This window comes from Bifidobacterium jacchi (assembly GCF_009078285.1).
GTDB classification, from domain to species: Bacteria; Actinomycetota; Actinomycetes; order Actinomycetales; family Bifidobacteriaceae; genus Bifidobacterium; species Bifidobacterium jacchi.
The window spans coordinates 1-25,316 of sequence record NZ_RQSP01000002.1; the positions used below are offsets into that span (position 1 = coordinate 1).

General features: G+C 61.8%; 14 protein-coding genes. 5 read left to right on the plus strand and 9 right to left on the minus strand.

Going from position 1 to position 25,316, the window contains the following annotated elements:
• The 4 genes from EHS19_RS00705 to EHS19_RS00720 form a co-directional block, all read right to left on the minus strand.
• A partial coding sequence (locus EHS19_RS00705; RefSeq protein WP_151915884.1) for a hypothetical protein occupies nt 1–2,427 on the minus strand: 2,427 nt, incomplete at its 3' end.
• A 2-nt stretch (nt 2,428–2,429) separates the two neighbouring features.
• On the minus strand, nt 2,430–3,062 hold the full coding sequence (locus EHS19_RS00710) for a hypothetical protein (RefSeq protein WP_151915885.1): 633 nt from the start codon (nt 3,060–3,062) through the stop codon (nt 2,430–2,432).
• The gene (locus EHS19_RS00715; RefSeq protein ID WP_175578220.1) at nt 3,059–4,783 is read right to left on the minus strand and encodes a serine/threonine protein kinase; all 1,725 of its coding nucleotides are present in this window, start codon (nt 4,781–4,783) and stop codon (nt 3,059–3,061) included. The genes EHS19_RS00710 and EHS19_RS00715 overlap by 4 nt, the downstream gene beginning before the upstream one ends.
• A 1,833-nt stretch (nt 4,784–6,616) precedes the next feature.
• Entirely contained in the window at nt 6,617–7,411 is a 795-nt protein-coding gene (locus EHS19_RS00720; RefSeq protein ID WP_241676999.1) for a rhomboid family intramembrane serine protease, read from the minus strand.
• A gap of 230 nt (nt 7,412–7,641) precedes the next feature.
• Between EHS19_RS00720 and EHS19_RS00725 the strand changes: the two genes are divergently transcribed.
• Nucleotides 7,642–7,881 carry a hypothetical protein gene (locus EHS19_RS00725; RefSeq protein WP_151915888.1) on the plus strand — a complete coding sequence of 80 codons (240 nt, stop codon included), beginning with the start codon at nt 7,642–7,644 and terminating at the stop codon, nt 7,879–7,881.
• A gap of 952 nt (nt 7,882–8,833) precedes the next feature.
• On the opposite strand, the gene EHS19_RS00730 is transcribed toward EHS19_RS00725, so the two are convergent.
• Nucleotides 8,834–11,278, minus strand: a complete 2,445-nt coding sequence (locus tag EHS19_RS00730; protein ID WP_151915889.1) for a glycogen/starch/alpha-glucan phosphorylase — start codon at nt 11,276–11,278, stop codon at nt 8,834–8,836.
• Between the two features lie 373 nt (nt 11,279–11,651).
• Between EHS19_RS00730 and EHS19_RS00735 the strand changes: the two genes are divergently transcribed.
• Nucleotides 11,652–12,065, plus strand: coding sequence for a sterol carrier family protein (locus EHS19_RS00735; RefSeq protein ID WP_151915890.1), 414 nt, complete (start codon nt 11,652–11,654; stop codon nt 12,063–12,065).
• Nucleotides 12,066–12,152: 87 nt separating this feature from the next.
• On the opposite strand, the gene EHS19_RS00740 is transcribed toward EHS19_RS00735, so the two are convergent.
• Nucleotides 12,153–13,739 carry an amidohydrolase family protein gene (locus EHS19_RS00740; RefSeq protein WP_421745024.1) on the minus strand — a complete coding sequence of 529 codons (1,587 nt, stop codon included), beginning with the start codon at nt 13,737–13,739 and terminating at the stop codon, nt 12,153–12,155.
• Between the two features lie 422 nt (nt 13,740–14,161).
• On the minus strand, nt 14,162–15,256 hold the full coding sequence (trpS, locus tag EHS19_RS00745) for a tryptophan--tRNA ligase (protein ID WP_151915892.1): 1,095 nt from the start codon (nt 15,254–15,256) through the stop codon (nt 14,162–14,164).
• Between the two features lie 228 nt (nt 15,257–15,484).
• On the opposite strand from trpS, the gene EHS19_RS00750 reads away from it, so the two are divergent.
• Nucleotides 15,485–15,895, plus strand: a complete 411-nt coding sequence (locus EHS19_RS00750) for a DUF3073 domain-containing protein (protein WP_151915893.1) — start codon at nt 15,485–15,487, stop codon at nt 15,893–15,895.
• A gap of 9 nt (nt 15,896–15,904) precedes the next feature.
• Here EHS19_RS00750 and EHS19_RS00755 read toward each other — a convergent pair whose 3' ends face one another.
• Entirely contained in the window at nt 15,905–17,782 is a 1,878-nt protein-coding gene (locus tag EHS19_RS00755; RefSeq protein WP_421745026.1) for a threonine/serine exporter family protein, read from the minus strand.
• A gap of 539 nt (nt 17,783–18,321) precedes the next feature.
• On the opposite strand from EHS19_RS00755, the gene EHS19_RS00760 reads away from it, so the two are divergent.
• Together EHS19_RS00760 and EHS19_RS00765 are read left to right on the plus strand one after the other, a co-directional pair.
• Nucleotides 18,322–21,078, plus strand: a complete 2,757-nt coding sequence (locus EHS19_RS00760; RefSeq protein WP_151915894.1) for a phosphoenolpyruvate carboxylase — start codon at nt 18,322–18,324, stop codon at nt 21,076–21,078.
• Between the two features lie 321 nt (nt 21,079–21,399).
• Nucleotides 21,400–22,662, plus strand: a complete 1,263-nt coding sequence (locus tag EHS19_RS00765) for an OFA family MFS transporter (RefSeq protein ID WP_151915895.1) — start codon at nt 21,400–21,402, stop codon at nt 22,660–22,662.
• A gap of 178 nt (nt 22,663–22,840) precedes the next feature.
• Here EHS19_RS00765 and EHS19_RS00770 read toward each other — a convergent pair whose 3' ends face one another.
• Nucleotides 22,841–24,490, minus strand: a complete 1,650-nt coding sequence (locus EHS19_RS00770) for an RNA-binding domain-containing protein (RefSeq protein WP_151915896.1) — start codon at nt 24,488–24,490, stop codon at nt 22,841–22,843.
• Nucleotides 24,491–25,316 lie beyond the last annotated feature (826 nt).

The window sequence follows — 25,316 nt, forward strand, 5'->3', positions numbered from 1 at the left end:
GGTGCCCGTCGTGAAATCCTGACCGGCAGTGGCCTTGAACTGCTGCAGCGCGACGGTCGGGGCCTTGGTGTCGAGCTTGATCGTGTCGCCGGTGTTGGCGGCGCGGTCGGCCAGCAGATCGCTCACCAGCACGTCGGTGCCGGCGCTGAACGTGTAGGTGCCGTCGGCGCCGTCGATGGCGATCGGCTTGTCGTCACCGGCCGGATCGCCGCAGACGATCGTGTAGGCGCCCTTGTCGAATCCGGGATTGTCGGCCGGAATCACGCACACGCCCTGCGTGCTGTCGTCACCGTCGCGCGTGCTGGTAAGCAGTGTCCGACCGGCCAGCGACGGCCAGATCGCGTCGATCGACGTGCGGAACTGATCGGCGTTCACGCCCGCTGCCGGCTGGAGCTTGACGGCGACGGACTGCGGTGCCTTGTTGAGGTAGTTGTCACCAGCCTTGAGGTTCTCGCCGTTCACCTGCACGGTGTAGGTGCCTTTGAGCGTTGACGGGGCGATCACCGCGATCCGGGTGTAGTTCCTGGCTGCAGCGCCCGCGGTCTTGTAGTCGCTCACCGCCTTGGGATTATCGGCCTGCGCGTTGCCCGCGGCATCCTTGACGCCGATCTTGAGCTTGCTCAGATCGTACGAGCCCTGATCGGTGAACGTGAGCGTCAGAGTGGTGCCGTCGAATGTCTTGAGCGCATTCAGCGCGTCGGCATCCAATGCGGTCGCCTTGCCGCTGGCATCGGTGTAGAAGCCGTCGTCGGCACTCAGTGTGATCGCGCTGGCGTTGACCGTGCTGCCGGTGCCGTCCACGGCGAATGTGAGTGTGACGCCGCCGTCCTTGATCGAGTGGATTTCGGTGCCGGTGGTGAAGTCCTGATCAGCGGTTGCCTTGAACTGCTGCAGCGTGACGGTCGGTGCGGTCTTGTCGTAGGTGAACGTGGCGGAACCGTTCTGGGTCTCGCCAAGCACTGCGTTGAGCGCGTACCGGTATTCGCCCTGCGGATCGTTGTCGGCGAAAGTGTTGCCGCAGGCGATCGAGTAGGGGTTGGCGGTAGTGCCGGCACCGGTCACTTTCACGGTCGCCACTGCGCAGACGCCTGTGGTGACGGTCTTGCTCGCATCATTCGGATCGGGCTTGGTGACGGTGATCAGTGTGAGGTTCTTCTCCGCATCGGAGGCGTTTTCGTTGTTGGCCTGTGCGTTGAGCAGCTCGATGCGCTTGGAGAACAGCGAATCGGTGGACGTGATGGTCAGCGTGCCGCTGGCATTGGCGACCGTCGTTCCGGTCTTTCCGTTGATGCGCAGCGCGGTCTTGCCGGTTTCGACATCGACATACACGTTCGGAACGGTCACGCCCTTGCCTTCCGGCGTCGGCGTGTCACTGCTGTTGAGTGCGGCGTTGAGTTCGGCCAGCGTGTTCGTGGTGCTGTTGCCGAACGTGTCGTAGGCGGTCACGTCGATCTTGTCGAGTTCATACGACTTGTTGGCGGTCACGTTCTTGTTGAGCACGATCGTGCCGTCGGTCTGATCGATGGTAAGACCGTCGCTGAGCTTGTATCCGGCGATCTGCGCGCCGGACGCCTTGGCTGCGGCGGCGATGGCGAACGTGTGATCGCCATCCGTCGAATTCGCGATGAAAGTGGCATCGCCGATGCGCACGTCGCTGTCGGCGGCGCCGGCATAGGTGAACTTGGTGAACGCAGGCCCCTGCTCGGCGGCGTTCAGCGCGGGCGCGGAATCGACCGCGGCGTTCTGCTTGCCGAATCCGGTGTAGGTGAAGCTGACGGCGGTGGCCGCGTACTCCTTCATCTTCTTGAGATCCAGCTTCTTGCCGGCGCGGAAGGTGCCGTCCGACTGCTTCGCGAAGTCGCTGTAGGTGACGACCAGCTGATCGTTCTCTGCCGCCTCGGCCTGGTCGCCCTCCTTGGTGCCGGTCCACTTGAGCGTGAGCACGGTGGCCTTCGGCGTTGCGGCGATGGCCTTTTCGAAGCTCTTGGCGATGTTGTCGGTCACATTGAATTCGGCGGTGACGTCGGAGTCCAGATTGAACCGTTCGAGCGGCTTGACGTCAGCCTTGCCGTACAGGGCGGTCTCATAGAAATCGATGCCGTCAAGGCGGGTGTTGACTCCGGGCAGGGCCTTCGCGCTTGTCTCAGCTGCGGTGGCATCGGTAGCCTGTGCATCGCCCGTGGTCTGCGCGTCGTCGGCCGTCTTGGCATCATCCGCCGCGGTGCCGGTCTTGCTGGCATCAACGGTGTCGGTGTCGGTCGGGCTCGGACGGAACGTGCGGACTGCGGAGGTTCCGGCGGCTGTTGTGGCGTCGCTTGTCGCCGGCGTTGAATCCGGCTGCGCGTACGCGGCAGTGGCGAAACCGCCGACCGTCATCAGGACGGCGGCGGTTATCGCGATCAGTCGTGCAAATCCTTGCTTCTTCATGCTTACTTGCGCACCTTCTTCACGAGTGTCGTCGGAGCGTTCTCGTCATCGTCGGCATCGTTCCGCGCGTTGGCGTGGCGGGCCTTGCCGCTCATCAGCGACGTGCTTCCCTCGTCGGAATCCTGATCAAACGGCTTGTCGGCGTCGGCGCTCATCAGCGACGTGCCGCCTTCATCAACATCGGCGGGAATTGCGGGAGCAGCCGCGGCGACGCGCTTGCGAGGCTTGACGACACCGGACTTGATACCGGACTGCTTCGTGCTGCCCGCTTCGGTGGACGCGACGCTTCCGGTTGCGCCGCTACCGGTTGCACCGTTGCCGGTCGTACCAAACGAACCGGAGCCGGTCACTTCGCGCACAACCAGATTGCTGCCGGACTGGCCGGTGATCGACTCGGCGTGATCGACGCGGCCGCGCGGCGCAGCACCGTGGCCTGCGCCCGGCTGCGGACCGCGCCAGCCGCCATGCGACTGACGCATCTGCGCGATCTCGCGCTCGGCGGTGCGGCCGGTCAGCGTGGCGCGCACGTCGCGAATATGCAGCGTGAAGAACAGGATTACCGCGACAACGGCCAGAATGATGGCCGCGGCAAGAAATACGACCGCAAGGGTCCTCAGCGTGTCAGCAGTGTTCATTTCGCTTCTCCCTTGATGTCTACGAATGCGTTCTTGATGGCTTCCTGCGCGGGTTTGAGCGCTTCGGTGGCCTGCTCCTTGCGGGTGTCGAGCGCGGTCGTGGTCGGCGTGACCGAATCGCTCAGCTGGCCGGCCTGTTCGGCGAGCTGTTCCATCTCGGCCTGGCTGATGCCGTCCGCGCGGAACTTGCGCGGGTAGACGCGCAGCGCGTCCAGCACGAGACCGGAGGATTCAAGCCGCATCACGTCGTTGTTCTCCTGACCGGCCGTCTCGACAAGGCTTTGCAGCTTGGCGAAATACGGCTTGTACAGGCCCTGATCGGAGCCTTCGTTGATCAGCGGGACGATCTGCATGTTGAAGTCCGCGATGTCGGCGTACATCTGCGCCAGCTTCACATCCTTGAACGAGGAGTCGTCGGCCGCGTTGTGCATCCACTGGGAGGCGGCGCGCATACGGGCGTATCGTGCCGGGTCCTGCGACTCGGCGTCGGCGGCGCTATCGGCGGAGTCCTGACCGCCGTCGTAGTAGTACCAGTAGAGCTTGCCGGTGTCGAACGACAGCTGCGCGAAGTCATCCTTGTTCTTCTGCAATTCGGCGCTGTTGGAGACGATCGCGTTGTTGTAGACCTTCTCCTCTGCCGTGCTGAACGTGCCATCCGAGGTGTACAGATCGATCAGACCCTCGTAGGGCTCGGCGCTGTCCGGCTTGACCTCAATCGCTTTGAGATAGTTGTCGGCGGACTTCTGCGCATCGGATGTCTGCTTGGCCTGCTGAATCCAATAGTTGAAGTCGTTGTTCTGCGCGCTGTTCGCGCCAAGCGCGAGCGCGCCGGATGCGACGAGGCAGACGGCGGCGGCGATCGCCGTGCCAAGGAACGTCCACCACTTGCCGACGAGGGCCTTGCGATGAGCGACGTCCTCCTCGCGATAGTGGGTCAGCGCGTACGCCATTTCGGCGCAGTCGGCGTATCGTTCGGCCGGATTCTTGCGGGTGGCACGCGCGATGATGCGCTCCAGGCCTTCGGACAGGTCGGGGTTGATCTGGCGAATCGGGACGATGCCGGTCTTGCGCGGGTGCGAACCGGTGAGCAGGTAGAACAGGGTGGCGCCGAGGGCGTAGACATCGGTGCGCGCATCCACCTTCGGATGCTCCTCGAACTGTTCCGGCGCGCCGAAGCCGGGGGTGCCCAGCTGACGATCGTCGCCGACGAGCGGCTTGTCCGCGCCGCCCTGCTGAATGGCGATGCCGAAGTCGATGAGCTTGACCATGCCCTCAGGGGTGAGCATGACGTTCGACGGCTTCATGTCGCGGAAGATGACGGCCGGCTTGCGCTGATGCAGGTACTCGAGAACGTCGCACAACTGCACGCCCCAATCGACGACTTCGTCTTCGGGCTGCGGGCCTTCCTTCTTCAGCAGGCTGGACAGCGTGCGGCCTTCGACGTAGTCCATGACGACGAACAGGCTGCCCTTTTCCTGGACCAGATCCACGATGCGAGGGATGGCCGGGTGATCGAAGCTTTTGATCATGCTCGCTTCGGTCTGCATGCTCTTGATGACCAGATCGCGCTGGACTGGGTCACTGGAGTTCTTGATCTCCTTGATTGCCCACTGCTTGTTCAACGTCGTATCGAGGGCAAGATAGACGGTGGACATGCCGCCCTTGCCGATCTGGGTGAGAATCTTGTACCGCTTACCAACGACGGTGTTTTCAGTTACCATACGCTTCCCCTGTCTAGTACTCCTTGCCTCATAGTATGCACCGCACTGTACAACCATGCAGATGAATTGCGAGTGAACTTTCCTTGTTTTTCAAGGGTTGCACGGGTGCTGGCGAGTCCGGGCTGGGGCCGGACCTCCGCCCATGCCCCCATTCGGGCTCCCGGTCCTTCAACGTGGCATCTCGTTTCCGGACGATGCATCGTAGGCGAGTTATGCACATCCGCGTGCTGTCTCCGGCTGCCATGCACAACCAATCCACCGTCTTTCCACAGTTATGCACCACTTATCCACTGTGGATACGCCAATTGCACACCACTGTGGATAACAGCCGACTCTGATTGTCCACAATTACATAATGCCGGTATTACAACGTTTTTGCCACCCCTATGTGGATAAGGTGCAGACTTATGCACAATTGCACACATGGTTGCCCTCAGTTTATCCACACAGTTCTCCACATGATGTGGAGAACTACACCTGTGTAATTCCACATCGCCGTTCCCCGGTGCATAACGCAGCGTACACGCTGGCGGTGCGCAACGCTGCGCATGCCACACGAACCCTCGACACGGTACACGAAGCGCCATTGATCGAGATTTCTGCCGTTTTCGTGGGTTAGATGGTTGGGCGCACCATGGTTGGACACTAGAGAGGAACGAGAGAGGGGCGTTGCTTTAGCGCAACCATGCCCCGAGACGACACACTTCTTTACCACCTGCTTTAGCGCGAGTGCTGTAGCGCAAGGATTTCTCGGGAAAAACGGCCATCTCGTGAAATCCTTGCGCAAAGAGGGCCGTTAGCGCAAGGATTTCTCGGAAAGAAGGGGAACTTCGTAGAATCCTTGCGCTAAGACACCGCCTAGCGCAAAGATTCTACGAACTCAAGGAAGATTCCGAAAAATCCTTGCGCTGAGATGTCGCCTAGCGCCGCCTAGCGCAAGGATTCCACGAAATCAACTACGAACTCAACGCAAATCCCGAAAAAACCTTGCGCAAAGGAAGCACAAGCGAGAGGGGTACAGGAGAGGAGTCGGGGGAAGGACACCATAGCAGGGACACCACTTGCAAGTTCCATGGTTCTTCTTGGTCGATGAGTATCCTACTCGAAAAGCGCCATTCCCCTACCATCTCAACGGCTCAGCAACGAACCACCACCCACGAAAACAGCAATGGCGCCTGATCGTGTGCATGACACGTACATCCACACATCGTGTGCATACGACGTACATACAAGGCGCACGTCCGAGCCCATCGGCATGCACACCCCGCCAGTTGTGTGCATGCAACGTACGCGAAACACCATTGATCGTGTGCACAGGATGTATGCCGTCGGATGCATCGTGTGCATGCAACGGATGTATAGAGCCGCAAAACGCGCGCTTCATGAACGTCCCATGCACACGATCACGTAGACGTACGTGCCATGCACACGACCAGCAGCGCCTTATGTACGCTCCATGCACACGATCGCCGGCCCGACAAGAGGGCCCGCCACACCTTCGATACGTACGCTCCATGCACACGATGCCGCCAGCCATCAACGCATCTGCCGCCAGAGCGAGTTTGGTCGCAGGGAGCGGGCGCGCCACGTGACCATCATGCCAAAACCGTTGCAATATCAAGGATTTCACACCTCGGTCGCAGGGAGCGGAGCGCTCCCCGTGACCAAACCCGCACCACGTGACTGTCGACGACGACTTTCATCATGCCGCAGAATCACAAACGGCGGAATTCCAATTCCGAACGGCACACTGGATACAGCTGGGATAGCAGCAACTCGGTGGAACCAGCAGCACCGGCGGATACAGCTGGGATAGCAGCAGCTGCCGTGTGTTTACGAAAACAGTCCGATCGGATTCGCGACCTCGCACGCCAGCATCACGGCGATCATCACCGCCAGCAGTACGGCGCCCCACGCCAGTGTGCGCGTCAGCAGATCGGCTCTCGGCCGCACCGACCCGGTACGTCGGCGCAACCGCGGCGCCTGTGTCAACAGCAATGTCAGCAGGCCGCCCACGACAAAGCCGCCAACATGCGCCTGCCATGCAATGCCCGGCACAATCAACGGCATCGCGAAGTTGATCGCCATCCAGATGAACATCGACGTCATCTCCTGACCGGTGCGCCGGAACACCACCATCATCGCGGCAAACAAGCCGAACAATGCGCCGGATGCGCCATAGGCCGCCGTCAGCCACCCCTGATACCCGGGCGCGAGCGCCGCCCACACCATCATGCCTGCGCCGCCGCCGATGCCGGACAGCATATAAAGAATAAGGAACGGCCAATGCCCCATCAATCGTTCCAAAACCGGCCCGACCGACCACAATGTGAGCATATTGAACAAAATGTGCAGCAACGTGCGCGGCTGATGCAGGAACATCGATGTGATGAACGTCCACGGCCGCTGCAACGCGGTCAGCGGAGCGATGCGACCGAAGCCGACCAGCGCCTCCAACCCTGCCGGCCACACCAACGACAGCAGCAGTTCCACCACCCAGATCGCCGTGCAGATCACGATGATCGCGGACACGACGACCGGCCCGTTCGACCGCCACTGCGAGCGGATCGCGTGACGGGACAACAGCGAGCGGAGGTTCGGCGAACCGGGAAACAGGTTGTAAGGCATACCAGCACTGTACCTGAAGGCATTGCCGACATTGCAAGCCAACGTTGTGCGGCGGCGACTGCGCGGCTGGCGGCGACGTGCCGCGACGGCGAGCAGCATTGCGCGGCGAGCATTGCGACGCTCGTCGTGGGCAAATCACTGTATCGTCACAAACCACGAACTAGACTGGTGTCCAGAGTTGGTTTGGATGGGCAGGCCAACGCAACCACCGAAATGGGAAAGGAGCCGTCATGGAGAACAAGTCTTCTAACGGTTGGAAGTTCTTTGCGCTGCTCTTCGGCGCTCTGCTGGCCGGTCTGGTCGGCCTGTACATCTACAAGCAGCAGAACCCGGATTATGATCCGTGGGAGGAGCCGTGGGAGAACAGCTCGTCCCCGGTCGATCTCGGCTTGGAGAAGGCCGACGGCGATGATGCCGATGAGAAGGCCGATGATGCCGAAGCCGCTCCTGCGGAGGGTGCAGAAGCCTGATCTAGCCTTATGTAGCCTGATCGTCAGGTGATCGTCAGGCTGGGCGCTGCATGCGGAGCTACGCGAACGTAGTGACGCACGCTTTTGTCGTATGCTCAAATCGTGGAAAGTCCCGTGTCGTAACGCGACGCGGGGCTTTCGCATATGTTGTGGCGATTGCGGATAGGCGGATTGCGGATAGGGCGAGCACTGACGCGATGCGCGTTCTACTGCTTACGCCCGCTGCTTCCGCCCGGAGACGAATGGGTCGCCAGCTCGAAGCCTTGATAGCCTAATGGTCCCCGTCTGTCTCGCAAATGATCGAGGGATTCAGCTTCTCTTAGTTGGATTTGTCGCTGGCCCGTGAAGCGGGACTGCGGAGTAGTGAATTGGTCAGCGGTTTTCTGATGCAGGGTTTCAGCTTCCTGTTCGGCCAATGGCACATTGGTTGCCAATCGGCAACCACCATACCGGCCGTCTCAAACGCCTCTGAAAGGCGAAAACGCTGCAATTCCGCCATTTTCGCATTTCCCAGTTGCGGTTGATTGCGGTTGATTGGTTGCTAATTGGCAACCAATATGTCATTGGCAAAACCAGTGGTCTGTCTCGTAATCGGCTCAGTTGTGCTGGCCTAACAAGGGAGCCAGCGATATAATCAGCGAATTTCTGGCGGAGGACACTGGCAGCCAAACAAGTAAGGGGATGCTCGGAATCAAATCCGTACATCCCCTTACTTCATATTCAGTTACGATTCGCCACGCTCACGCCGCTCATTGCCCCACTCAAACCAGTCGGCGAGCGGAGTGAGCGGGATAACGCGTGTGTCCTCTAGGCGCACCGAGGGAAGGTGCCGAACCGTATAAAGGGCAGTCCAGTGGACTGCCCTTAGGTGAGGGGAGCGGCTATGCCGCGACGGTTGAGCGCAGCTCAACAGGTACGTCGACCGAGGGGCAACGACGAGGACACTCCGTTATCAGGCCAGAGGACCAGTTTCCCAGATGCGAGTCAGGTAATCCTCGATCGAGCGATCGGAGCTGAAGTAGCCGGAGTTCGCGACGTTGAGCAGGGCCTTGCGGTTCCACTCAAGCGGATCCTTGTAGAGCTGCTCGATCTCGCCCTGAATGTCGGCGTAGGCGGAGAAGTCGGCAAGGGTCATGAACCAGTCCTTGGTCAGCCAGTCGGCGACGAGCGGCGCGTAGGCGTTGCGATCGCCGTAGGAGAAGGTGCCGTCGGCGACGAGGTTCACGGCCTGCTTGAGGCGAGGATCGGCTTCGTAGTACTTGGCCGGATCGTAGCCGTCAGCATACAGCTTCTCGACCTCGTCGACGGTCATGCCGAAGAGGAAGAAGTTCTCGGCTCCGACCTTCTCGCGGATCTCGACGTTCGCGCCGTCGAGGGTGCCGACGGTGAGCGCGCCGTTGAGGGCGAACTTCATGTTGCCGGTGCCGGAGGCCTCCTTGCCGGCCTGGGAGATCTGCTCGTCGAGCTCGGTGGCCGGGATGAGGTTCTGGGCCATCTCAATGTTGTAGTTCGGGAGCATGTAGACGGCGAGCTTGCCCTGGACGTCGGGATCGTTGTTGACGACCTTGGAGACGTTGTTGATGAGCTCGATGGTCATCTTGGCGAGGTAGTAGCCCGGGGCGGCCTTCGCGCCGAAGAAGACGGTGCGAGGCTGGATATCGTCGACCGAGACGGTGCCGTTCTTGATGGCGGCGTACTGGGAGATGACGGCGAGGATCTTCAGCGACTGACGCTTGTACTCGTGCAGACGCTTGACCATGGTGTTGAACAGGGTGTTCTCGTTGACGTCGATGCCGTAGTGCTGCTTGGCGAACGCGACGAAGTCGTGCTTGTTGGCGTTCTTGACGGCGGCGAACTTCTTGACGAACTCGTCGTCGTTGGCCAGCGGGACGAGGCCCTGGAGCTTCTCGAGGTCCGCGACCCACGTGTCGGTGCCGAGACCCTCGGTGATGAGGTCGGACAGGCGCGGGTTGGCGAGCTTGACGAAGCGGCGAGGAGTGACGCCGTTGGTCACGTTGGTGAACTTGTCCGGGTAGGCATCGGAGAAGTTCTTCAGGGTGACGTCCTTGAGCAGCTGGGAGTGGAGCTCGGCCACGCCGTTGACGTGGGAGCCGCCGTAGGTGGCGAGGTAGGCCATGCGCACGGCATCGCCGGTGTAGATCGCCATGTCCTTGGCGGTCTCCTCGTCCACGCCCTTGTCCTTGAGCTCGGCTTCGAACTGCTCGTTGATCTTCTCGATGATCTCGAGGTGACGCGGCAGCAGTTCGCCGATCAGGCTGGCCGGCCAGACCTCGAGGGCCTCCGGCAGCAGGGTGTGGCAGGTGTAGTTGAAGGTCTTCTGGGTGATGCCCCAGGCGGTGTCCCAGTCGTAGTCGTACTCATCGATGAGGATGCGCATGAGCTCGGGGATGCCGATGACCGGGTGGGTGTCGTTGAGCTGGAACGTGATCTTGTTCGGGAAGGTGGTCAGATCCGGCTTGTCCTGGCCCGGGTAGAAGACGCGGATGGCGTCGTGCAGGGAGGCGGCGACGAAGAAGTACTGCTGCTCAAGGCGCAGCTCCTTGCCGACCTTGGTGGAATCCTCCGGGTAGAGGATCTTGGAGATGTTCTCGGCCTTGACCTGCGGCTTGACGGCGTCCATGTACTCGCTCTTGTTGAAGGCGAGCAGATCGAACTCGTCGTAGGACTTGGCGGTCCACAGGCGCAGCGTGTTCACGCGCTGGGACTTGTAGCCCGGCACCAGGTAGTCGACCGGGACGGCGCGCACGGACCACGCCGGCTTCCATACCTTCTTGCCGTCCTCCTCGACGACCTCGCCGCCGAAGGAGACCTTCTGGTCGCGGTTGTAGTCGATGTGGCCCCACGGCTCCTCGTTGTTGAGCCAGTAGTCAGGGGTTTCGACCTGCTTGCCGTTCTCGTCGAACGTCTGCTTGAAGATGCCGTAGCGGTACTGGATGCCGTAGCCGAACGCCGGCACGCCCAGGGAGGCGAGCGAGTCGATGAAGCAGGCGGCGAGACGGCCGAGGCCGCCGTTGCCGAGGGCCGGCTCGTACTCGGCGTCGATGACATCCTTCGGCTTGAAGCCGAGGGCTTCGACGGCCTCGTCGAACTGGTCGGTCAGGCCGGCGTTGAGCAGAGCGTTCTCCAGCTGCTTGCCCATGAGGAACTCGGCGGACAGGTAGCCGACGGCCTTGGTGTTGCCGTTGACGGTATCGGCCTGGGTCTTGAACCAGGAGTCCGCCAGATGGTTGCGCACGGCCTTGGCGGCGGCGACGTAGACGTCGGCGACGGTGGCCTGCTCAGGGGTGACGTTCTGAGTGTACTTGAGCTGTTCACGAATCTCGTCGGCGAATGCGGCGGCCGTGACAGGCGACTTGGGTGCAGTGATTTCGGTCATATCCTGACTCTCTTTCCGGATTGTTTTCCCTGTAGTATTATGCCTTGTCTCGATGACTACGCATAAACGTGAGGGTGAACGCTGGGTTACGCTAATCCAATGTTTCCGCCACTCTCGGGCATGTCAGCCGTCGGTGGACGGTGCGTGCGTCAACAACGTAGCGCAATGGCAAAACTACGGAAGTCGGCGCCGTGGCGCATCGGCCCCAGCAAATCATTCCCACATCAATTGCCAGCCGCCCACAATCCAACCCGCAATCCAGCCGCACACAAATTATCTACAAATCATCTACAAATCATCCATCGCGAACAGATGCCGGCATGCACCGCCCACGCAGCGGCACCGACATGACGAACGTGGCACAATGGCGACTATGGCAGTACTTCGCGAACAGGACATCAGCATCGGACATGACTCGTGGCGGCAATGGGTCGACGCGGCCCGCACCCAGCTTGCCGAGCATCCGCAGGTTCCCGCGATCGCCGCGAATCCGCGCCTGCCACGCCGCACGTGGGCGATGGCGGTGCGCTACACCTTGTTTATTCTGCACAAGCGCGCGCCCGGCCCCGGCGTGGAGGTGCGCGTGGCTCCTTGGGGCGCGGTGAAGATCCTTGATGGCCCTGCCTCCGACCCGCATAATCTGACGCCGCCGGACGTAATCGAACTCGAACCGGACGTATGGCTGCGCCTCGCCGCCGGCATCACGACATGGGCGGAGGAAAAGGACGCCGGGCACATCACCGCCGTCGGCGAGCGCGACGATCTGAGCGCCCTGCTGCCGCTGTAGATTAGATACGAAAATCAGACACGATCGGAGTTGACTGGGGCCAGCCGCAGCCGTCCCCCGGCACCGCGAAACGCCGGGGGGACGGCGTTAGAAGCGCCGGTATGTCCAGCGGCCGGCGAGCATCGTCGCAGCGACGGCATCCTTCATCGCGCGCATGGCCTCGGGCGAGTCAGCCGCATATGGGTCGGCATCGAGCAGCACCAGATCGGCCGCAGCACCGGGCACCAGCTGATCGCGGCCGGCAGCCGTCGAAGCGGCGAGCGCGACACGCACGTCCAAGCACTGCTCGGGCTGGAACGGCTCGCGCGCCGAGCTTTCCGTGCCAAACACGGCCGCCGATATCGCCATCCACGGGTCGAGCGGCGCGACGGGCGCATCGGAGCCGAACCGCAGCCGAGCCCCGGCATCGTGCAGCGACCGGAACGGATAGGGGATGCCGACCGGATTGGCCCAGAACCGTGCGATCACGTCGCGATCGTCCATCGCGTGTTGCGGCTGGACGCTCACGTCCAAACCGATACGCGCAAACCGCGGAATGTCAACGGGTTTGAGCATCTGCGCATGTTCGATGGACCCGTGCGCGCCCGTGGCTTCGGCCGCGTTGAGCACAATGGTGTTGGCTTCGTCGCCGATCGCATGGCATGCGATGTCGAACCCGTGCACGGTGGCCAGATGGAAATACTGCTCGATCTGATCGGGTGTGTAGTTCAGCGTGCCGAACGAGTTCGGCCGAATGCCGGAATACGGCGTGGAGCAGTACGCCGAGCGCGTGTTGAGCGAGCCGTCGGAAATGAGCTTCATCGCGCCCACACGGCCGAGCGCGCCACCAGGCACCCCATCAAGTGCCCTGCTGCCGGGCAGCTCGTCGCCGGTGTGCCATCCCGCGTCGATCGCGTCGGCAAGCCGCTCCGGGTAGATGCCGGCATCCACGCGAAGACCCCGCATACCGTGTGCGAAGGAGGCGTCCCAATCGAATCCGGCGGCGACGGACTGACGCGACTCCGCAGTCAGTTCGGCGCGTTCCGCTGCGGTCAGCGTCTGCGCGCCGGCGCTTGGCGAGCCGTCGCCAACGCCAGTTCCAACACCCGCCGGAATCGTTGCCGACGCGAACCGCCGCGTCCACACGGCGATGTTGTCTGCCATCTCGTAGTCGCGGATGCCGACCACGCCTTTGCGCGCGGCATCCATCTGCGCGGCGCGGATCAGACGAAGCGTTTCGCGAGCCGCGCCCGGAGCGTTGTCCAGCTTGCAGTAGGCATCGAACCATTCGCGTTCTCCGATCAGCCCGGAATCGCGCACCTGCACGCCCAGCCGTCGGGCGGCGGCGGTGTTCACCCAACCGCAGTGCATGTCGGCGCTGGACAGCGCCACTGGCTGATCTCCAGCCGCCTCGTCGATCGCGGCGAGCGTCGGCTGATCGCAATCGGACCACAACGAATGGCGGAATCGCATGCCCACGACGAACACGTCGGGGCTCAGGCCCTGCGGACGGGCGCGTAGCCGGGCGAGGTGATCGCGCAGCATGTCCATCGCCTCGCGCGCGCTGCGTGCGGCGATCAGATCGAGGCGGCCGAGGGTCTGCGCCCACTGGGTGAAGTGCGTATGGCAATCCCAAAGGCCGGGGATGATCCATCGTCCGGCCGCGTCGGTGACGTGCACGTCGGTAGTGAGCACGTCGGCGGCGTGCGTGGCGGCGGCATACGCGGCGGCGGCATGCGCACCGAAGTCGGCTGCGTCGGCGGCTGCCCGACCGCTTGTATGATTCGGCTGGGCCGGACTGATCGCGACTATGCGACCATTCACTGCATCCACATCGATGAGTCGGTCCGTACCGGGGATTCTGGCATTGGCAATGCGCAGTCTTATGTTATTCATGACTGCCATCATGCCATGTATGCGGGCGAATGGCCTACGGTGTGTCTCCGTTTGACCATTCGCCCTTGCTCGGCGGCGGTTCGCGGCGGCGACGCGCGGCGGTACACAGCGGCGGCGCGCGCTTGCGAATCACCCTATGCGATCATGCGGCGCGCGATCACTCGGCGCAATCGCACTGCGCCAATCGCCGTCAACCGCCGCCAACCGCTGATGATCGGCGATCAGTACTTCATGCCCATCGCCTCGCGCACCTGGTCGAGGGTCTCCTCGGCGATGGCGTTCGCGCGCGCGTTGCCGTCGTGCAGGATGTCGCGAATGGTGTCCATGTCCTTGGCGAGTTCGGCTCGGCGTTCGCGGTGAGGCGCGAGGAATTCGTTGACCGAGTCGATCACGTACTTCTTGAGCGCGCCCGCACCGGCATCACCGATCTCGTCGGCGATTTCCTTGGGATCGCGGCCGGTGACGAGCCCGGCGGTAGTCAGCAGCGCGGAGACCTGCGGGCGGTTGATCGGATCGAAGGTGATGCGACGCTCGGAATCGGTCGGGCTCTTCTTGATGAGCTTGGCGGTCTCCTCGGCGGTGGCGCCCAGCATGATCGAGTTGCCATAAGATTTGCTCATCTTGCGCCCGTCGAGACCCGGAATCTCGGGCGCTTCGGAGAGGATGGCGGACGGCTCGGGGAACACCGGGTGCTTCTTGGCGTAGCGCTCGTTGAAGCGGCGGGCGATCGTACGCGTGATCTCGACGTGCGGCAGGTTGTCCTTGCCGATCGGCACCACGTTGGCCTTGCAGAAGAGGATGTCGCATGCCTGATGCACCGGGTAGGTGAGCAGCAGGCCGGTCAGCGCGTGGCCGGATGCCTCCATCTCGGATTTAACGGTCGGATTGCGGTGCAGCTCGGCCTCGGTGACGAGCGACAGGAACGGCAGCAGCAGCTGGTTCTCGGCGGGCACTGCGGAATGGGTGAAGATCATGGTCTTCTTGGGGTCGATTCCGGCGGCCATGTAGTCGAGCACAAGGTTGAGGACGTTGTCCTGGATGTGCTCGGTGGTGTCGCGGTCGGTGATGACCTGGTAGTCGGCGATGATGATGTTGGTGTTGACGCCGCGTTCCTGCATGGCGACGCGCTCACGGATGGAACCGAAGTAGTGGCCGAGGTGCAGACGGCCGGTCGGGCGGTCACCGGTGAGCATCGTGAACTTGCCGGGGTTCGCCTCCAGCTTGGCGAGCGTCTCGTCGGAGCGCTTCTTCGCCGCGAGGAAGCTTGCGCTCATCTCGTTGCCGGCTGCGGTCAACTGCTGTTCCTGATCGGTCATCGTGCGATACCCCTTGTGCCGTGTACCAGCGCGTCGCGCGCCGCCGCCATGACTGCCACGACCGCAAGACCATGTCTTGACTGCCCTGGCCGCCTTGCCGGCTTGCACGCGAAAACGCCTCAAAATATCGCTTTTATCGTAAAAGTCCGAGCAGACAAGCACCTAGGGGTGGACAAGTGGTACTCTCTTATGTGATGAATTAACACGTACAGTATCTCAGGGGGTCACATGGGCCGCGGACGTCAGAAAGCAAAACAGCAGAAAATAGCCCGAAAGCTCAAGTACCTGACCACCGATACCGATTACGACGAGCTGGCCAAGGAGCTCAGCGCACAGGAGCCGGGCACCGGTTCGCCCGATCCGTTTGCCGATGTTGAGGCACAGTATCAGGATGGCGTCCAGCATGCGGACGAAAGCGTCCACGCCGAGGCGGCATCCGACCAGGCCGTGGCGACGCCCGTGGACGATGATCTTGACGAATACGCGAAATGGGCTGCTGAAGCCGCCGCGAAGGCGACCAGCGGGGAGATGCCGGCCGTGAAATCGACCGCGCGCATCCCGTCCCCGATGCCCAAGCCGCTGCCGCCGCACAAGCCCATCCCCATGCCGATTCCCAGCGCCCTCAAGCCGAAGAAGTAAACGCCATCGTCAGATGTCGTACCGCCAGGACTTGTCGGTCAGCACGCGCGCCATCGCCAGCCCGATCGGCAGGCAGATGATCACCATGAACGCGCGGAACGCCCAGTCGAGCGCCTGCTGCGTGTCGAACTGACCGAGATAGAACATGGCGCGGTACATATACATGCCGGGCACCATGATCACGATCGACGGCACCGTCAGGCAGATGCGCGGATATCCCAGGTGAGGCGGCAGCAGCCCGCCGCGCACCGCCGAACGCCACGCGGCGGCGAGCAGTCCGGCCAGAAACGCGCCGATGAACGCGCCGGCCTCGGCGGGCACTCCCAGATCAACGATCTCCAATCGCAGCGTGTCGGTGATCGTGCCGATCAGCGCCGCCACCAGGCACATGCGCTGCGGCGAGTTGAACATCACCGAGAAGCCCCACACGCCGAGGAACGCGAACAGCGCGCGCAGCACGCCCGTAGTGCCGGCGTCAAGTCCCTGCGGCTCGAATCCGGTCGGATTGAGGTGCACGATGACCGCCGCCATCCATCCGGCGAGCGTCGCCATGAGAATGATGCACAGCACGTAGGTGACGCGTTGGATGCCCGACGGAAAATCGATCTTCGCCATGTCGAGGCCGCCGGTGATCAGCGGAAAACCGGGGATCACGAACAGCATCGCGCCAATGTAGGCGGTGTCGTGCTGCAATGCGATCGGGTCGTACAGACCGATCAGACGCAGCGTGCCGGTGCAGGCGAGCGCCGCGACCGCCACGCAGACGAACGTCACGAAGAACTGGTTGAGATGGTGCGCGAACAGGCGGCGGCGCAGCCAGTGGCCGAGTCCGGCACCGACGAATGCGCCGATCATGTCGTAGGGGCCGCCGCCGAGCAGGAATACGAAGGATGCGCAGGCGATCGCGGAGGCGAGGCCGGCGAATGCGGGGGAATACAGCGGCTTGCGGCGCTCGATCAGGTCGAGTCGCTCGTGCGCCTGACCGACCGTGATCTCGCGGCGGGGGAGGCTGCCGGGGTTGTTGACGTGGTCGAAGTGCGCGGCGTATTCGCCGGTGATCGGGCGGTGTTTGCGCTGGCGCTTGGTGGCTGGTGCCGGCTGCGGCTGTGCAGCGGCGGACTGCGGCTTGGCGGCGGCCGATTGCGCAGCGGATGCCGGCTGATCCGCGGGCTCCGGTTGCGCTGCGGGAGCCGGTTGCGCTGCGGCCGCGGTCTTCGCGACTGCCGTCCGCTGCGCCAACAGCTTCGCGTGAGCGGCCTTGGTCGCGTCGTCGGAGGCCTCCAGCGCGGCCATCGATTCGGAGCGCAGGTCGTCGTCGGTGGATCCCTCGCCGGCGATGTCGTCGCTCTGCGCACGCACCATCGACACGGGAATGGTCACTTCGGCCTGTTCGAGCGCGTCGAGCACCGGATCGTCGGAGGCCTCCTCGCTCTGTTCCTTGTGCGCCTTGCGTTCGGCCTTCAATTGTTTCGACAGCTGTGCGGAGACCGCGGAGACGTCGCTTTTCTCCAGATTCTGGACAAGTCCTTCGGAGACCGCGCCGACCCGGTGGTACATGGAATCAAGGCCGAGGTTGACGCTGAACCAGTCGGCGTAGTGCTCAAGCAGCCAGATGCGCTCGGTGTTGACGCCGGTGGTGGGCAGATCGATGACTTCGGTGATGCGGCTTTTGCCGTCGGTGCAGGTCGCTTCGATGTCGGTCAGGTTGACGTCGGCGCGCACGTGCACGCCAAGCGGGTAGGCGATGCGATGCATCATCTCGCGCACGCGGAAGCTGCCGGTTCCCGATCCGAGATCCAACGCGCCGACGCGCACGATGACGCTGGTTTTCGCGGCGAGGCACGCCTGCGACAGCGGCTTGTCCCAGTCGCGGCGAATATCCTCCATATCGAGGGGTATGGAGTGGGTGTGGTATTTCGACACGCGCTCGGACGTGGCGATCGGGTGCGTTGCAGGGAATTCGTTGGATTGATCGGGCTGTTCGGCGCGGCCGGTTTGCGTGTGCCGCTCGGTTTGCACTGGCCGGCCGGCTGCGTCGGCTTGTGCTGGCTGCTGGATTAGCGGATTGCGATTGCTGTTCTTCCCTGGCTTCACACGCTCATATTTACTCCACCGCTTGCCCAAAACAATTCCGCCGACGTGAACGGCTTCGCGCGAATCCCAGATCCGCCGAATCGCAGCCACCGACTGCAGCCACCAACCGCGGCCGCCGAATCGCATTCACCAGACCGCAGCAACCGAGCCGCAGCCGCGAAAATCATCCACATTGCGCATCTCGTAATATAACTGTCGATTAGCAAGTCATAGAATTGGCGCAAACCGTTGAATGGACGGCTTTGGGCTTGCAACGTCCGGCCAACATAACCGCGGAGGAGCCGCGGATGGCCGGGTGACCGAGCAACCGAAAGTTCAGCAAAGGAGGTCTGATGACAACTAACGATCAACAGATCACGCCTGCCGACGCGACGATAGTCTCGACCGGCACCGGGACCAAGGGTCCCGAGGAGCGTGAGCTGCCCGCATCGCTCAAGCACGACATGGACTTGTGTCTGCATATTCTGCGCAGTGTGCTGGGCGAATTCGATCCCAAGCTTCTCTCCACGTTCGACACCGTGCTGGGATATGCCGTGGAGGCCAGCGCCGAGCATTTTGCCAGCGTGATGACCGACCCCAATCCCAAGCAGGATGGTCTGAAGAAGGCAGTCGAGACCATCGACGCGATGAAGCTGCATGATGCGCAGCTGCTGGCGCGCGCGTTCACCACCTACTTCCACCTTGCGAATCTGTGCGAGGAGAACTACCGCGTGTCCGTGCTGCATCAGCGCGAAAACAACGTTTCCGGCGATCAGGCGGTCGATCCCGTCAACGAACTGACCGTCGCCTATCATCAGCTCATCAACGAAACCGGCCCGGCGAAGGCCAAGGATCTGCTCGACAAGCTGGAGTTCCATCCGGTGTTCACCGCGCATCCGACCGAGGCGCGCCGCAAGGCCGTCGAGGGCAAGATCCGCCGCATCGCGGAACTGCTCGACGCGCATCAGCATCTGGGCGGCTCCGACAAGAAGGAGAACAGCCGTCGTCTCTACAACGAGATCGACGCACTGTTCCGCACGTCGCCGATCGCGCTGAAGAAGCCGACGCCGGTCGAGGAAGCGGACACGATTCTCGACATCTTCGACAACACGCTGTTCCATACGATTCCGGCCGTATACCGCCGTTTCGACGACTGGGTGCTGGGCGACAAGGCCGGACTCGTCGAGCCGGTGTGCCCCGCGTTCTTCCATCCGGGCAGCTGGATCGGCTCCGATCGCGACGGCAACCCGAACGTCACCGCCAAGGTGAGCCGGCAGGTGGCCCGCAAGTTCTCCGATCATGTGATCGCCGCGCTTGAGGAGGCCACGCGAACCGTCGGCAAGAACCTGACGATGGAATCCGTGACCACGCCGCCGAGCGCCGAGCTCAAGAGCCTGTGGAGCCATCAGAAGGAGATGAGCGAGCGGCTGACCGACAAGGCCGCGCTGATCTCCACCAAGGAGCTGCACCGCGCGGTCATGCTCGTCATGGCCGATCGTCTGCACTACACGGTCACGCGCGACGCGGACCTCATGTACCACAGCTGCGATGATTTCATCGCCGATCTGAAGGTGGTGCAGCGTTCGCTCGCCGAGGCTGGCGCCAAGCGCTCCGCCTACGGCCCGCTGCAGGATCTGATCTGGCAGGCGGAGACGTTCGGCTTCCATATGGTCGAGATGGAGTTCCGTCAGCATTCCGTGGTGCATGCGCGCGCGTTGGAGGACATCCGCGAGCACGGCCTGCACGGCGAGCGCGGAGAACTGCAGCCGATGACGCACGAGGTGCTCGACACGTTCCGCGCGCTTGGTTCGATCCAGCGCCGCAACGGGATGAAGGCGGCTCGACGCTACATCATCTCGTTCACCAAGTCGGCGCAGAACGTGCGCGACGTGTACGAGCTGAATCGTCTGGCGTTCGCGCATCCCGAGGATGTGCCGACGATCGACGTGATTCCGCTGTTCGAGCAGCTGGAGGATCTGGAGCACTGCGTCGACGTGCTGGAGGAGATCGTCAAGATCCCCGAGGTGCAGGCGCGGCTCAAGGCCACCGGCAACAAGATGGAGGTCATGCTCGGCTATTCCGATTCGTCGAAGGACGCCGGCCCGACCACCGCAACGCTCGCATTGCACGCCGCCGAATCGCGTATCGTCGCGTGGGCGACGAAGCACGACATTGATCTGACGCTGTTCCACGGCCGCGGCGGTGCCGTTGGCCGCGGCGGCGGTCCGGCCAACCGTGCGGTGCTCGCCCAGCCGAAGGGTTCCGTGAACTGCCGGTTCAAGCTGACCGAGCAGGGCGAGGTGATCTTCGCCCGCTACGGAAACCCGGTGCTCGCCGTCCGTCATATCGAGTCGGTCGCCGCGGCCACGCTGCTGCAGTCGGCGCCGAGCGTCGAGAAGACGAACACGGAGATGACCGAGAAGTACGCGGCGATGACCAAGGTGCTCGACGACGCTTCGCACGAGCGGTTCCTTGATCTGCTGAAGACCCCGGATTTCGCGCCGTGGTTTTCCACGGTCACGCCGCTGACCGAGGTCGGTTTGCTGCCGATCGGTTCGCGTCCGGCCAAGCGTGGTCTGGGTGCCAAGTCGCTTGATGATCTGCGTACGATTCCGTGGGTGTTCTCGTGGGCTCAGGCGCGCATCAACCTTGCCGCATGGTACGGCCTGGGCACCGCCTGCCAGAAGTTCGGTGATCTGGAGACGATGCGTGAGGCGTACGAGGAGTGGCCGCTGTTCTCCACATTCATCGACAACATCGAGATGTCGCTGGCCAAGACCGACGAGCGCATCGCCAAGATGTATCTGTCGCTGGGTGATCGTGACGACCTGTCCAAGAAGGTGCTCGACGAGATGGAGCTCACCACCGAGTGGGTGCTCAAGATCGTCGGCGACAAGTGGCCGCTGCAGCATCGTCATGTGCTCGGCCAGGCCATCCGCATTCGTTCGCCGTATGTGGATGCGCTGTCCGTCACGCAGATGCTCGCTCTGCGTTCGCTGCGCAAGCGCGTGGACAAGGAAGAGCTCTCCAAGAGCCAGCAGGCCGAGTTCATCTACCTGATCCTGTGCACCGTCTCCGGCGTCGCGGCCGGCCTGCAGAACACGGGCTGATTTCGGTCCGCGCCGCAATCATCTGGGAGCCCCGCAACCTCTGTCAGGTTGCGGGGCTCCCCCCGTTTGCGCACATCACCACGATGTGACTTCTCTCACTGAAATCTCCCATTCCAGCTGCGAGCACAGAAACGAAAACCTGCTACAATACTGCTTTGTCGGCGCAGACAAGAGCGAACAGCGCCGATGAAACGCACACCGATGATGTTCAGCCATCCATGTGACATGGACATGCGGTGAGAACGTAAGTCATGAGCGGAAGTATCTCTTGCACGGCCGTCGGGCAATATGCCATCAGACACGGAAAAGGGGCAGTCGTACATGGCACGTCTTACTGCAAACCGTTGGACCAGCGCGATCATTCCGGCACTGCTGATTCACATCCCAATCGGCACGGTCTACTGTTGGAGCGTGTTCAAGCAGCTGATCGCGGACCGGCTTCACGCCGCGCCCGCCTCTGTGGAGTGGGCGTTCTCGCTCGCCATCTTCTTTCTGGGGATGTCGGCCGCGTTCGCGGGGCCGATGGTGGAACGGAACATCAAAAAGTCGTCGCTTGTCTCGATGGTTTGCTTCACGGTCGGCTTCGCCGGCACTGGCGCGAGCATTGCCGCAGGGTTCCTGCCGGGCGTGTTCCTCTGCTATGGGGCGATCATGGGCATCGGTCTGGGCGTCGGTTACCTGACGCCGGTCAAGAACCTGATGCTGTGGTTCGCCGACAACAAGGGCCTCGCCACCGGCATCGCGGTCGCCGGATTCGGCCTTGCCAAGGCCATCGCCAGCCCACTCATGGAGTATCTGATCGGCGCGGTCGGCTTGGTGAACATGTTCTTCGTGCTCGCCGCAGTGTACGCGGTGATGATGTTCTTCGGATTCCTGCTCATCAAACGGCCTGCTGGATGGACATATGACCCAGCCACCTCGCATATCAGCCGCGTATCAATCCTCAAGAAGCCGGTGTTCTGGGGTATCTGGATTGCGTTCTATCTCAACATCACCTGCGGCTTGGCACTCATCAGTCAGGAGAAGGACATTCTGCACGACGTGCTCGCCGCCCTCCCCCCGTACGCAGGTCTTGCCTCGTCCGATTTCGCCGCCGCCACCGCGGGCGTCATCGGTCTGGTGCTCGCCGCCGACGCCGTGTTCAACACGGCCGGCCGCATGGGATTCTCCACACTCTCCGATCATCTCAAACGCCGTGAAACCGTGTATCAGGTGATCTTCATCATGTCGATTCTTGTCTGCCTGCTGCAAATCTTTACGAACAGCATCGATAACGCTCTGTTGTGGGCCGTGCTGGCCATGCTGTTCCTCGTCAACGCCGGCTACGGCGGCGGATTCTCGACGCTGCCGGTGCTGCTCGACCAGCATTTCGGCACGAAAACCGTCTCCACGACGCACGGTCTGACCCTCAGCGCGTGGGCGTTCGCCGGCCTGTCCGGCAACCAGCTGGCCTCGTTCGTGGTCACGCACGCCCCCGATCAGACGCACCGCTACGCCGCGCTCATCCCGGTGCTCGCCGTGCTGTTCACGGTGGCGCTGATCAGCTCGACGCTCGTCAAAATCGCCGGCAAGCGGGTGAAATAAAGCAAGCCGGAGGACGTAATCGCGGCGCACGGGAGGCAACGGCCTCGCGCACCGATCCTTTCACGTCACCTTTCAATAATTCTTACATGTTAGAACTCTCAGTTAACATGTAAGAATTATTGAAAGGTGACGAAAGGCAGAAGGGTAGCGGGAAGGGAAGATAGCCCAGAATCCCCAATCACATCACCAGATATCGCGACGACGGGCCGTTCCCCTCACGACGCAGCTTTCCCTCATCCACGAGCCTTTTCAACAGCCGATAGGCACTGATATAACTCAAACCGAACAAATCCATGACATCAGACGTGGCAACGGCACCATCATTCCTCCGAGCGAATTCCAGCACAAGACCCTCATGGCGGGTAGCCTCGATATCACGCTGACGCACATAGGAAGCCAACCCGTCAGAGTCCTTATACGCGCGCGCGCTTAACATGTACGCGCGAGAAGCTCCCGCGCCAATCCCCTCCACCAAACCGCACTCCACCAACCTTTCGACCGCCGATACAATGCGACGTCGCTCCACATGAGAGAACTCGCACATCTGAGCCGCCGACAACCGCCGATGCTCCCTCAACAACGAGAGCACAATCAACGACCACACCGACAATGGTGCTCCGCGCCGACGCTCCTCATCACCGATCATGGCCACGAACGCCGCATCCGGCACCACTCTTCGCAGGAACAGCACAACTTCTTCGGCACTGGACTGAGAATAATCCGGGAACATTCCACCCGCGGCAATGGAACCAGCGTAGATGACGTCCACACCGCGCCCGGTCCGCTCAACGTAACCAGCCGTCTTGAGTATTGAAGCAAGTTGCGGGTTACGCGACCTCGGTTGCGCCGTAAGAAGGCTGTCCTCGGAGAGCCCCTCGATAAAGCCACCCGGGTTGGCGATGGTCAATCCATCGTCGTCGACAGCAATCCTCACATCTCCCATGCGCGCATAATCCCGATGGCAGAACGCGTTGATCATCGCCTCACGAAATGCCCCATGATCGAAATCGGGGATATCGACACGGATTAGGCCGCTCATGACCTCATGGCTCGGATTCCAAGGAGCCATCAGATCACTCATACGATCAAACATGTCAACCAATGGCAGAACAAAGGAATCCGTATTGACCTTCGGCACGGTTCCCTTCATCACCTGAAACACTGCCGACGCTGCCGGAACCGACCGGCGGATGGCGTCAATGTTTCCGATGGTCAGCAGACCGGCTACAGACGGCTGCGGACCGGACGGACCATCAACCACCAGTTCCAGCGCACGGTCGAAATCATAGTCGTCAAAGGACAGCAATGAGTTCTGCGCATTGGCGCTGCGGATGCTGGCCCGAAGCTTATCGCGCGATTCCGGATTCAAATCAGACAGGCGCGATTCCGGCGCCGGCTGCGCGCTGAAATCATAGGAGCGCTGCTGCGAAAGCCGACTGATGAACTGCGACACGAACAACGGCACCACTTCAGGCGTTCCGTCGGCTTTCAGCCGCCGTTGCAGCGTTTTCCCCTGGCTGGTCGATACAATCTGCGCGCTGTTGTCCACCTCGATTCCGACCACCGGCTTATCGTCTTCATGCAGCAAAGTCACGCGCACAGACTGCTGCGGGACGGTCTTATTGAAAATAAAGGCAGCCAATCCGTTGACATTCCGATGTCGTTTGTCGACTCCCGTCACCGAGCCATCATCCTCAACCCCAAGGTACAGGATGCCGCCTTGCGTATTCGCCAGCGCCACAACGTTGTCCACAATTTCGTCATCGGTCTGCGGCCTGTGCAGCTCGCTTTTGAACTCCACCTTCAGGCTTTCCTTCTTCGGCAGCATATCGCACCTCCTCTTACATCACCTTGCAATAATTCTAACATGTTAGAACTCTCAGTTAACATGTAAGAATTATTGAAAGGTGACGAAAGGTCAGGGATTCATGCGGGCTGGGCAAACGCCTCGCATCCGCCGAAATCAGAGACTGTTGCTGTTTTCGTGGGTTGGATGGTGGGGCACCATGGACACTATGGTTGGGCGCTAGGAACGAGAGAGAGTGGTGCTGCTGTAGCGCGCTGCTGTAGCGCAACCATGCCCCGAGACAGCACATTGTTGTAGCGCGAGTGTTGTAGCGCAGTAGCGCACGCTTGCTGCATGACCCTTGTGCATAATCATTGGCTGCGAGGTGCTGAACCGGTCTATGCTAGCCTGCGCCAGTCCGGACCCGTCTGTCACGCGATGCAAAAAACGGGCAAAACCGCGTCGCGTGACAATCCGGTCTGTCACGCGACGACGAAACCGTCGATTATTGCGTTGCGTCCCACTGTTTCGTGGATGTTCTGTGAGACGGAACGCGCAGCAGCGCAGCAGCGCAAGTGCAGTAGCGCAAGGATTTCTCGGGGAAAACGGCCATCTCGTAAAATCCTTGCGCTAAAGGGGCCGCTAGCGCAAGGATTTCTCGCAAAGAAGGGGGACTTCGTAAAATCCTTGCGCTGGGACAGTGCCTAGCGCAAAGATTCTACGAACTCAAGGATGATTCCGAAAAATCCTTGCGCTGAGACGCCGCCTAGCGCAAGGATTCCACGAACTCAACGCAAATCCCGAAAAATCCTTGCGCAAAGGAAGTGCAAGGAAGTGCAAGGAAGCACGAGGAAGCACAAGCGAGGAG

Bases quoted from the DNA above. Each gene is read 5' to 3' on its own strand.
- EHS19_RS00710 (WP_151915885.1), bottom strand. From the start codon at position 3,062: ATGAACACTGCTGACACGCTGAGGACCCTTGCGGTCGTATTTCTTGCC.
- EHS19_RS00765 (WP_151915895.1), top strand. From the start codon at position 21,400: ATGGCACGTCTTACTGCAAACCGTTGGACCAGCGCGATCATTCCGGCA.
- EHS19_RS00755 (WP_421745026.1), bottom strand. From the start codon at position 17,782: ATGGAGGATATTCGCCGCGACTGGGACAAGCCGCTGTCGCAGGCGTGC.
- trpS (WP_151915892.1), bottom strand. From the start codon at position 15,256: ATGACCGATCAGGAACAGCAGTTGACCGCAGCCGGCAACGAGATGAGC.
- EHS19_RS00725 (WP_151915888.1), top strand. From the start codon at position 7,642: ATGGAGAACAAGTCTTCTAACGGTTGGAAGTTCTTTGCGCTGCTCTTC.
- EHS19_RS00720 (WP_241676999.1), bottom strand. From the start codon at position 7,411: ATGCCTTACAACCTGTTTCCCGGTTCGCCGAACCTCCGCTCGCTGTTG.
- EHS19_RS00770 (WP_151915896.1), bottom strand. From the start codon at position 24,490: ATGCTGCCGAAGAAGGAAAGCCTGAAGGTGGAGTTCAAAAGCGAGCTG.
- EHS19_RS00715 (WP_175578220.1), bottom strand. From the start codon at position 4,783: ATGGTAACTGAAAACACCGTCGTTGGTAAGCGGTACAAGATTCTCACC.
- EHS19_RS00730 (WP_151915889.1), bottom strand. From the start codon at position 11,278: ATGACCGAAATCACTGCACCCAAGTCGCCTGTCACGGCCGCCGCATTC.
- EHS19_RS00750 (WP_151915893.1), top strand. From the start codon at position 15,485: ATGGGCCGCGGACGTCAGAAAGCAAAACAGCAGAAAATAGCCCGAAAG.
- EHS19_RS00735 (WP_151915890.1), top strand. From the start codon at position 11,652: ATGGCAGTACTTCGCGAACAGGACATCAGCATCGGACATGACTCGTGG.
- EHS19_RS00760 (WP_151915894.1), top strand. From the start codon at position 18,322: ATGACAACTAACGATCAACAGATCACGCCTGCCGACGCGACGATAGTC.